This window comes from Aeromonas sp. 2MA4 (assembly GCF_029237305.1).
GTDB classification, from domain to species: Bacteria; Pseudomonadota; Gammaproteobacteria; order Enterobacterales; family Aeromonadaceae; genus Aeromonas; species Aeromonas salmonicida.
Genome location: NZ_JAACFY010000036.1, coordinates 1 through 8,887, shown reverse-complemented (window position 1 = coordinate 8,887; position 8,887 = coordinate 1). Strand labels below are relative to the sequence as shown.

Genomic DNA, 8,887 nt, shown 5'->3' with positions numbered 1-8,887 from the left:
ACCAAAGACGGTTAATCGGGCATTTTTATGGTTGTTCACTGGGGCACCTCGGATGATTGGTTTGGTTGGCGCCTCCAGTTTTCCGGGAATGCCCCGAGTGAACAACCTACAGAGAGATCACACCTAGGTCATGGCGATGAGGAGTGGCTCTGGCTAGAATGGGGACCCATTCTCAGACATAGATCCTGCACCATGACCCTATCCGGATTTCAAGGCCTGGTATTTGACCTCGATGGCACCTTGGTGGACTCAATGCCGCTGCATCTTGCCGCCTGGGAACACACTTCCCGGGAGTTTGGCTTTCGCTTCGATGCTGACTGGTTCTATGAGCTGGGCGGCATGCCGAGTCGAAAAATTGCCCTGCTGGTTGCCGAGCAGCAGCAGATCGCTCTGGATCCCGTGGTCGTGACCCGTTGCAAGACAGAGCACTATGTGGCCAATCTGCACAAGGTGGTCGTCTTTCCGGCCATGCTGGAGCTGGTCCAGCGTTATCACGGCCAGATCCCCATGGGGATAGGCACAGGGTCGCCGCGTATCAACGCGCAAGCCGTGTTGCGCAATACCGGACTGGATCGCTACTTCTCCGTGGTGGTGACCGCTGACGATGTGGAGTTGCACAAGCCCCACCCAGATACTTTCCTGCTGGTAGCGAGTCGTTTAGGACTTGAACCGACGACCTGTCTGGTATTCGAGGATACGGGAATTGGCATGCAGGCCGGTCAGGCTGCCGGGATGCAGACCTGCATGGTCAGGGATGGCAAGCCGGTCGACTTGCAGTACTGAAGAGAAAGCGGTGAGGGAGAGACGCGAGCGGGCCAAGCATAGAGTCCATTCTCATACGGGACAGACATAATCAATGAGAATGGACTCGGTCACCCTTTGACTCAGCAATGGTCTCGGGGTGATTCAGGCAAGCCAGTTACTGCTCGCTGCTGCCGCCCTGATTGTCGTCGTAACGACTCGGGGCTCCGTGGGGGCGCGGCGCCATGGAGACGCGTGGCTTGCGGGCGCGCTGTATGCTGACCTGGGGACGGCCGGAATGCATGGCGATGGTGGAGATCTTGGCCTTGTAGACCAGCTGCTGGTTACCATGGGCATCGGTCAACAGTACGCTGTACTGGTCGAAGCCGCTGATGGTTCCTTCCAGCTTGATGCCGCTCACCAGGAAGATGGCGACCTGACTGCGATTTTTACGCAACCAGTTGAGGGCAGAATCTTGCCCGTTCCCGAGGGAGAAGGCTTGCTCAATCGTGGAGTAGCTTGGGGATTCAGTTGTCATAAATTATTGTCCCGCGGAAAAAAGTGGCGTTTGATTGTGCTAAATGGCTACTGGCTTGTCAAAGTCATTCTCACGCCCATCCCGTATGGTGTAACGACAGTACTGGTCGGCGGGGGCCGCGGCTGTAATAATTGGCGCCTCTGGCCCGTGGCGGGCCTCATCTTGGGGTTTCATCTTGCATCCGGTTTCAAACCTACATAAACCCACCTATACCCACGACGCGACCGCATGTGAAGAGTGTGACCTGCTGGTACCGGCCACAGTGCTGGCCGTGGGGGAGAAGAGCAGCTGTCCGCGCTGTGGTCATGTCCTGAGCGTCCATCTGCCGGAGCAGGAACGCAGGCCCATCTCCTATGGCTTTGCGGCCATCATCATGTTTGTCCTCTCCAACTCCTTCACCTTTATGTCCTTCTCAGCCAAAGGGGTAGGGCAGGAGATGACGTTTCTGCAGTGCATCACCACTCTGGTGGATCAGGGCTACCTGTTTCTTGGGGCTGTGCTGAGTTTGACGCTTATCGGCCTGCCGCTGGTCTATGTGGGCTCCATCATGCTGGTGCTGTGGCGGGTCGACAAGGATCTGCACAGCAATTCCCTGCGTGCGCTAGGCCGTCTGCTTTGCCGGATAAAGCCTTGGCTGATGGTGGATGTGTTCCTCATCGGGGTGCTCATTTCGCTGGTCAAACTGATGGGGATGGCTGACATCAAGATGGGGCTGTCGTTCTGGGCCTTCGTCGGTTACACGGTACTGCTCATCAAGACGATCTCGTCGCTGGATCGCATGTGGCTGTGGCAGCGGCTGTTCGGGCCGACCGAACCCCGCGAGCTCGATGCCGATGCCGAGGCCAGCGCCATGGCATCCGGGCTGGTGGGGTGCCACATCTGCGGTGCTCTGGGTGAGGTGGGGGAGCATAGCTGCAAGCGTTGCGGTGAGCACCTGCACAGCCGCAAGCCGGGTGGCATCAACCGGACCTGGGCCCTGCTCTTCACCTCTGTGATCCTCTACGTACCGGCCAACCTTTATCCCATTATGGATACCGTCTTCCTCGGGGATGACAGCCCTTCCACTATCATGGGCGGGGTGGTTTTGTTGTGGGCCATGGGGTCTTACCCCATAGCTGCAGTGATCTTCATCGCCAGCGTTGTGGTGCCGCTGGTGAAAATCCTGGCGCTGCTGTGGCTTTGCTATATGGTACAGCGCGGCCACGGGGCCTCACCCCTTGGCAAGCTCAAGCTCTATCGCATGACTGAATTTGTGGGACGCTGGTCGATGATCGACGTCTTCGTGGTGGCCATATTGGCGGGCCTGATCCGGCTCGACAACCTGATGACTGTCTATCCGGGCCCTGCAGCCGTTGCATTTGCGGGTGTGGTGTTGATCACCATGGTAGCTGCCATGAGTTTCGACTCCCGCCTGATCTGGGATTTACAACAAGGAGAGCGCGAACGTGAGTGAGCGTAAGAAAAGGTGGAAACCCGGCTCTGATTTTCTGAGCTCGGCCGCCGCAATCTGGATGGTGCCTCTGCTGGCGCTGTTCATCGGGGTCTGGATGCTGTTCCAGCATTGGTATTCGCAAGGTCCCAGCTTCACCCTGACAGTGGCTACCGCCGAAGGGATAGTGGCGGGCAAGACGGTGATCCGCTCCCGCGAGGTGGAAGTGGGTCGTATCGAGGCAGTGGAACTCAGTGAAGATTACAGCCATGCGGTGCTAAAGGCTCGCCTGACCAACGCTGCTGCCGGCATGCTCAAGAAAGACAGTCAATTCTGGGTGGTCAAGCCCAGGGTTGGCCGGGAAGGGGTCTCCGGTCTCAGCACTCTGCTTTCCGGTGCCTATATCGAGCTGGCGCCTGGCAGAAAGGGCAAGCCCCTGGACGAATACGCCATGCTGGACAAGCCGCCACTGGCCTCCCAGGATGCCAAGGGGCTGCGGCTCTCCCTGAGCAGCCGGGATACCCGTGCGCTCGGGGTTGGGTCGCCCATCAACTATCAGGGCTTTACCATAGGCCAGGTGGAAGAGGCGAAATTCCTGCCCGAGAAGAGCGAGATGCAGTACCAGATCTTCATCAACACCCCTTATGACGTGCTGGTGAGCGGCAACTCCCGCTTCTGGATGACCCCGGGCTTCGAGGTCTCCATGAGCAGCGAGGGGATGAAGGTGAAGATGGATTCTCTGGAGAGTCTGCTCGACGGTGGCATCACAATGGGGTTGCCACCCGGCTGGGCCCCCGGTGAGCCGGTCAAGCAGATGGATGGTTTCACACTCTTCCAGGATGAAGCCAGTGTGCTTGCCGGTAGTCTGGATCAGTTCATCGATTATGTGTTTTTGTTTGAAGACAGTGTCGGTGGCCTGCATCCGGGGGCTGCGGTGGAATATCGCGGCATCCGGGTCGGTACCGTCATCTCGGCCCCCTACCTCATCGACGAGAAAGGGGTACAGATGTTCCAAAGCCGACAGATACCGGTACTGGCGCGCATCGAGGTACAGCGGCTCTCTCACCGCTATGCCAATGCTGAGAAGGAGCAGTGGCGTGCCCTGTTTGGCAAGCAGTTCAAGGAAGGGTTGCGGGCAACGCTCAAGACCTCCAGTCTGCTGACCGGGGGCAAGGTGGTGGATCTGAACTTCTATCCGGATGCCCCCAAGTATCAGGCCGTCAAGCTGGCCGGCTATCAGGTGTTCCCGACCGTTCAGGCCGGGCTGGATCAGATCGAGCGCAAGGTGAACCAGATCCTCGACAAGTTCGTCGACATGGACACGGCCAAGACGCTGACGCAGGTCAACAGCACCCTGGCCACGCTGGATCAGACCCTCAAGAGCATCAGTGCCGTGAGTACCAATCTGAACAAGTTTACCGGTCAGCGCTCGACCCAGCAGTTGCCGGCGTCCTTGAACGACAGCCTGAAGCAGTTGCAGAGCACGTTGCAAGAGTACGATGCCAACTCCCAGACCAATCAGGATCTGCGCCAGTCGGTACAGTCGCTCAATCAGTTGATGCGTGAGTTGCAGCCTCTGGTGCATTCACTCAACGAACAACCGAGTTCGTTGATTTTCGATCGGGCTCGCCACCGTGATCCCGAGCCCAAGCGAGGTCAATGATGAAAAAACAGATAATGACACTGGCCTTGCTGGGCCTGCTGGCGGGTTGCAGTTCGGCCCCGACGGCGCTGCACTACTACTCTCTCGATGCCGAGGCACAGCCGGCGGCTGCGGTGACGGCTCAACCCCAGCATCAACTGGTGTTGCGTCCGGTTGTGCTGTCGGGCCAGCTGGACAGGGTCAGTCTGGTCTATCAGCTGGAAGGCAATGAGCTGCACTTCGCCGAGTATCATCGCTGGGCAGGCTTCCTCGATGCCCAGCTCAATCAGCTGACCCTGAGTGGCTTGTCCAGCCGCCTGCCCGGCTGGGTGGTACGTCAGGACGGTGCCCGCAAGGGCCCTGTCCTGAGCATCTCGGTCGAACGTTTCCAGGGGCGCCACGATGGACGTGCCGTGCTGAGCGGCCGCTGGCGCTTGTTGACGGAAGAGGGCACTGTCTTGCGTGATGTTCCCTTCCAGCAGGTGCGAGTGCTGCCAGCCGACGGCTATGGTTCTCTGGTCAGCGAGCTGGGACAAGGCTGGCAACAGCTGCTTGACCAGATTGCGGCAGAGGTGCGCAAAGGCGCCTGAGTCTGACGTGAATGAAAACGGGAGGCCTCGGCCTCCCGTTTTTTATCGTGGAGCCACCAAAGTGGCGTCATGAGACTATTGCTGAACTTCTGATACTCCCTCCACCTTGACCTCGACCCGGCGATCCGGAGCCAGGCAGACGATCAGCTCATGCTTGGATTTACTGGTGCAGCTGTCGCCGGTGACAGGGGACCCTTTGCCACGCCCCTCCACGTTGACCTTGCCCGCTGGCAGGCCTTTGCCGACGAGATAGTCAGCGACTGTCTGGGCACGTTGCTCCGAGAGCCGCTGGTTATAGGCATCCGAGCCGATGCGGTCGGTATAGCCTATTACGGTAGCGACGCCATCCGTGGGCCGGGCTGCCTCAATCTCACCGTAGAGGGTATCCAGCGCCTGCCCGCCTTCCGGTTTGAGGGTCGCCTTGTTGAAGTCAAACAGTACGTCCGAGCTCAGGGTGAATTGCTTCTCGACCATGACGGGCTCCGGGGCTGGTGTAGGCGCCGGGGCTGCTACCACAGGGGCGACCTGGCCGAAGCGATAAACCATGGCGACGGCCAGCAGACCATTGTCCATGCGCAAACCCGTATCTTCGCGGTCGCCGTATGGCGAGCTGTATTGGTATTCGAGGCGGGCGGCCCAATCCAGATTAAAGGCGTATTCTGCGCCGAGTGCCCCGACGAAGTTGAATCGCCCGTCGTTATCCAGCTTGTCACTGCTGGCCCAACCGTATCCGCCGCCAAGGCGACCGTATAGATCCAGATTCTCTGCTACCGGGAAGCCGAGTTTGAGGGTAAGCTGAGCCAGCTGAGCCTCTACTTTATCGTTGAAGGCCGCGCCGCTACGGGTACCGCTGTACTTGTAGTTGCCCAAGTAGTCGTAACCCAGCTCGATCCCCAGATTCTGGTTTATCTGATAACCGGCGAAAGCACCGGCGCCCACTTCATCGTTGTCTTCATCGAGCAGGGTGGTGATGTTGTTTTCATCGACACCGTAGAAATTGGACCAACCCAATTTGGCGCCGCCATACCAGGTGTTGTCTTGTCCGGCTGCGTGGGCGTTGGTCGCAAGCAAGCCTGAAACCAGTAAGGTAATCAGTGATTTATTCATGTTGAGCCTCTGCAATTGCATGTTGGGTGAGGGGGGATCTTGTGTCGCCTCTCCTCTATGGGTCGGGGCTATAGCACAGCCACAACAGGTTAAACGTAGTCCCTTTCCTCAGCTTCTCAAGCAACTGATATAAAGCATATTGTGATTATTACTCCCGCCGCCGGTCGGCGTGATTTGATCTCTGGGGCTGGGCGACAATAGTTAAGCGAGGCAGGATCACACCGAGGTGGAGATGAACGGCAAATGGATATGGCTGTGCTGGTCGCTGTGGTTGGCCCCGGGGTGGGCCGTCGAAACCTTGCAGGTGGTGACCGAGGATTATGCACCTTACAACTATCTGGAGGAGGCCGAGATCAAGGGGCTGGGTACAGAGGTGGTGGAGGCCATGCTGGAGGAGGCGGGGTTTGAGTACAATCTGGATATCTACCCCTGGGCGAGAGCTATTTCACTGGCTCGCAGTCGGCCCAATGTGCTTATTTACAGCATCAGTCGCTTCCCCGAGCGTGAGGCGCAATTTCAGTGGATAGGGGTGATCGCCAAGATCAACTTTCATGTGTTTGCCCTGGCCAAGCGTGACGACATCAAGCCATTCAGCGAGCTGTCGCAGGCGCGAACCTGGTCCATCGGCACTGTGCGCAATGATGCGCTGGAGCAGTACCTGATGGGGCGCAACTTTTCCAACCTGCAGCGCAACAACAATAACGAGGCCAATATGTTGAAGCTGTTGATGGGGCGGATAGACCTCTGGCCCGTGTCGCAGGAGTCGGCAAATTACTATGTGCGTCAGGCGGGCTACGATCCCAGCACCCTCAAGATAGTGCACGACATCGAGGACTTTACCGGAGGAGAACTCTATGTGGCAGCGAGCCTGGAGACGGCGCCGGAGGTCATCAAACGGCTGCAGGAGGCGCTGGCCACCATCAGGCAGAATGGCATCTATGACGGTATCGTGAAACGTTACCGTTGACCCAATAGGGGATCGAAGGAGCAAAAAGAAGGGGCCGACCATGTGTCGGCCCCTTGTCATCAGTGGGCGAGGAACTCGTACTGGTTCTCGATGAAGGTGGCGGCGCGCTCGCTCAGGGCGGCGTGCACGACAGTGGTCGGGTGGACCTGATCCCAGAACATCTTGCCCTCACAGTTGGGGGGGCTGGCGCTGCGGCGGGCCATAGGACTGGCAACGGCCTGTGCCAGCAGCGGGTTGCCGGCGATGGCGAGGCGTTCCTGCGGACTGAAGGCGGAGAGCTGGCGATCGGTGCTGACGCTGCGGGTGGCAAACGGCTTCCACACATAGCCGCCGTCGTAGCAGGGGTTCTCGACGTCGCTCAGGCCGAAGTTCTGCGGATCACGCAGCATCTCGGCAAATTGCTTGTCGATCTCGAACAGCTTTACCATGCCGGTGGGGGCCAGCTGGCGTGCCAGGTTCAGCAGCAGCTGGTTGTGATAGGCAGAGACATGGCTGACCGCCTCGACCACTTTCTGACTGCGGGCCGAGGGGTTCTGGCCCAGATCCGGCAGGTTGAACAGCAGTATCTGCTTGGCACCATTCAGTACCATGCGGTTGGCCGCATCGCTGATGGCATCGCGAACCCGTTTGGCATCCTGCTCCGTATTCCAGCCATAGGCCAGATAGTCATTGGCACCGACCCAGAGGATCACCAGATCGTCCGGCTTGAAGCTGTCTTTCTGCAGGAACTGGGTGACCTCGTAGTCCAGGTTGTTGATGACCTGATACTTGGGATTCCAGGAGATCTTGTTGTAAGCCACGGCAGTGGCACCGCCTTCCGCTTCGTTGGCGATGGTCAGACCCGGGAACTGCTTGGTCAGCTGCTCCAGCCAGACGGGTCCGTTGGAGAAGCGGCCCTCATAGTAGGGCGGGCTGGAGGGGAGGTAACCGCGCATCTTGCTGTACATCTTGCCGGTATCGGAGAGGCTGTCGCCAAACATCACGATCCGGGAGAAGGCGGGGCGACTGTCGGCGGCCTGAACTGTTAGCGCGATTAGTCCCAATAAACACACGAACCATTTTTTCATCTTGTCGTTCTCGTTGATGTGAAGCAGGTGGTGCCTGCAGGCTTTTCCTCGATAGGCAAACGGGCTGGGAAGCTGTTTTGCCATTTTGCAGCGTAACCAGCCGAATTAAATTTCTCAGCAGGCAGTGCTGATTAAATCGATTACGGTCACATCCCCTTCACCCAGATGGGGAGGCTTCACGTTTGTTTCACGCCCCGGCTTGCACACTGCTCCCGTACCCAATGACAGGAGCATGAAATGAACAAGGCAAGCGTAATCGGTCTGTTGACCCTGATGTCCATCTCTTCTTTCGCCATGGCGGCCTATACGGGCCCGCAGGATCAGAACAAGGTGTCCGTCGCTCAGTTGAAGGATCTGGCCGATGACAGCTGGGCCACCCTGGAGGGTAACCTGGTCAAACACCTGGGCGGCGAGAACTATATGTTCCGCGATGCCAGTGGCGAAGTGGAAGTGGAAGTGGATCAGGATGTGTGGCGTGGCACCGAAGTGGGCCCGGACGATCTGATCCGTATCCGTGGTGAAGTGGACCACAGCTGGAACAAGACCGAAGTGGAAGTGGAGAGCCTGGAGAAGGTAGGCGCCACACCGCAGAGCAAGGGCGGGTTTATCGCCAAGTAAGGCACAACCGCAGCACAGGTCATATGTAAAAAGGGCGCCTCTTTGGAGGCGCCCTTCTGTTTTGGCCGCTAGCTGTGTAAACCCACCAGGTTGTTCACAGATTGAAGACGACTGATGGGGGGCTTATAGCCCAGACTTGCATGAGGACGATGCCAGTTGTACTCATGCAGCCACGGTTGCAAGTGTTC

The 8,887-nt window shown here is 58.3% G+C and carries 10 protein-coding genes; 6 read left to right on the top strand and 4 right to left on the bottom strand.

What is annotated here, in order from left to right:
* Positions 1–192: 192 nt before the first annotated feature.
* Positions 193–783: a beta-phosphoglucomutase family hydrolase gene (locus GWQ31_RS21610; RefSeq protein WP_275910246.1), complete on the top strand. Its 591-nt coding sequence runs from the start codon at positions 193–195 to the stop codon at positions 781–783.
* A gap of 136 nt (positions 784–919) precedes the next feature.
* Here GWQ31_RS21610 and hfq read toward each other — a convergent pair whose 3' ends face one another.
* Positions 920–1,279 carry an RNA chaperone Hfq gene (gene hfq / locus GWQ31_RS21605; protein WP_005313994.1) on the bottom strand — a complete coding sequence of 120 codons (360 nt, stop codon included), beginning with the start codon at positions 1,277–1,279 and terminating at the stop codon, positions 920–922.
* A 175-nt stretch (positions 1,280–1,454) separates the two neighbouring features.
* Between hfq and GWQ31_RS21600 the strand changes: the two genes are divergently transcribed.
* From GWQ31_RS21600 to GWQ31_RS21590, 3 genes are read left to right on the top strand one after another with little or no spacing between them, the layout of a single operon-like run.
* Complete coding sequence (locus GWQ31_RS21600) at positions 1,455–2,732, top strand: paraquat-inducible protein A (protein ID WP_111588862.1); 1,278 nt, start codon at positions 1,455–1,457, stop codon at positions 2,730–2,732.
* Positions 2,725–4,371, top strand: coding sequence for an intermembrane transport protein PqiB (gene pqiB / locus GWQ31_RS21595; protein ID WP_275910245.1), 1,647 nt, complete (start codon positions 2,725–2,727; stop codon positions 4,369–4,371). The genes GWQ31_RS21600 and pqiB overlap by 8 nt, the downstream gene beginning before the upstream one ends.
* Positions 4,371–4,940 (top strand): PqiC family protein, encoded by a 570-nt coding sequence (locus GWQ31_RS21590; protein WP_275910244.1) that lies wholly within the window; start codon positions 4,371–4,373, stop codon positions 4,938–4,940. Before pqiB ends, GWQ31_RS21590 begins: the two co-directional genes overlap by 1 nt.
* 75 nt (positions 4,941–5,015) lie before the next feature.
* On the opposite strand, the gene ompA is transcribed toward GWQ31_RS21590, so the two are convergent.
* Positions 5,016–6,047: a porin OmpA gene (gene ompA / locus GWQ31_RS21585; protein ID WP_275910243.1), complete on the bottom strand. Its 1,032-nt coding sequence runs from the start codon at positions 6,045–6,047 to the stop codon at positions 5,016–5,018.
* Between the two features lie 232 nt (positions 6,048–6,279).
* Here ompA and GWQ31_RS21580 point away from each other — a divergent pair, with 232 nt between their 5' ends.
* Positions 6,280–7,014 (top strand): transporter substrate-binding domain-containing protein, encoded by a 735-nt coding sequence (locus tag GWQ31_RS21580; RefSeq protein WP_212540919.1) that lies wholly within the window; start codon positions 6,280–6,282, stop codon positions 7,012–7,014.
* A 59-nt stretch (positions 7,015–7,073) separates the two neighbouring features.
* Here GWQ31_RS21580 and GWQ31_RS21575 read toward each other — a convergent pair whose 3' ends face one another.
* A complete protein-coding gene (locus GWQ31_RS21575) occupies positions 7,074–8,081 on the bottom strand; it encodes an SGNH/GDSL hydrolase family protein (RefSeq protein WP_275910242.1) in 1,008 nt (335 codons plus the stop codon).
* Between the two features lie 237 nt (positions 8,082–8,318).
* Between GWQ31_RS21575 and GWQ31_RS21570 the strand changes: the two genes are divergently transcribed.
* Positions 8,319–8,699 carry a NirD/YgiW/YdeI family stress tolerance protein gene (locus tag GWQ31_RS21570; RefSeq protein ID WP_265421017.1) on the top strand — a complete coding sequence of 127 codons (381 nt, stop codon included), beginning with the start codon at positions 8,319–8,321 and terminating at the stop codon, positions 8,697–8,699.
* Between the two features lie 68 nt (positions 8,700–8,767).
* Here GWQ31_RS21570 and GWQ31_RS21565 read toward each other — a convergent pair.
* A partial coding sequence (locus GWQ31_RS21565) for an integrase core domain-containing protein (RefSeq protein WP_275910247.1) occupies positions 8,768–8,887 on the bottom strand: 120 nt, incomplete at its 5' end.

Bases quoted from the DNA above. Each gene is read 5' to 3' on its own strand.
- GWQ31_RS21610 (WP_275910246.1), top strand. From the start codon at position 193: ATGACCCTATCCGGATTTCAAGGCCTGGTATTTGACCTCGATGGCACC.
- hfq (WP_005313994.1), bottom strand. From the start codon at position 1,279: ATGACAACTGAATCCCCAAGCTACTCCACGATTGAGCAAGCCTTCTCC.
- GWQ31_RS21590 (WP_275910244.1), top strand. From the start codon at position 4,371: ATGAAAAAACAGATAATGACACTGGCCTTGCTGGGCCTGCTGGCGGGT.
- ompA (WP_275910243.1), bottom strand. From the start codon at position 6,047: ATGAATAAATCACTGATTACCTTACTGGTTTCAGGCTTGCTTGCGACC.
- GWQ31_RS21580 (WP_212540919.1), top strand. From the start codon at position 6,280: ATGAACGGCAAATGGATATGGCTGTGCTGGTCGCTGTGGTTGGCCCCG.
- GWQ31_RS21575 (WP_275910242.1), bottom strand. From the start codon at position 8,081: ATGAAAAAATGGTTCGTGTGTTTATTGGGACTAATCGCGCTAACAGTT.
- GWQ31_RS21570 (WP_265421017.1), top strand. From the start codon at position 8,319: ATGAACAAGGCAAGCGTAATCGGTCTGTTGACCCTGATGTCCATCTCT.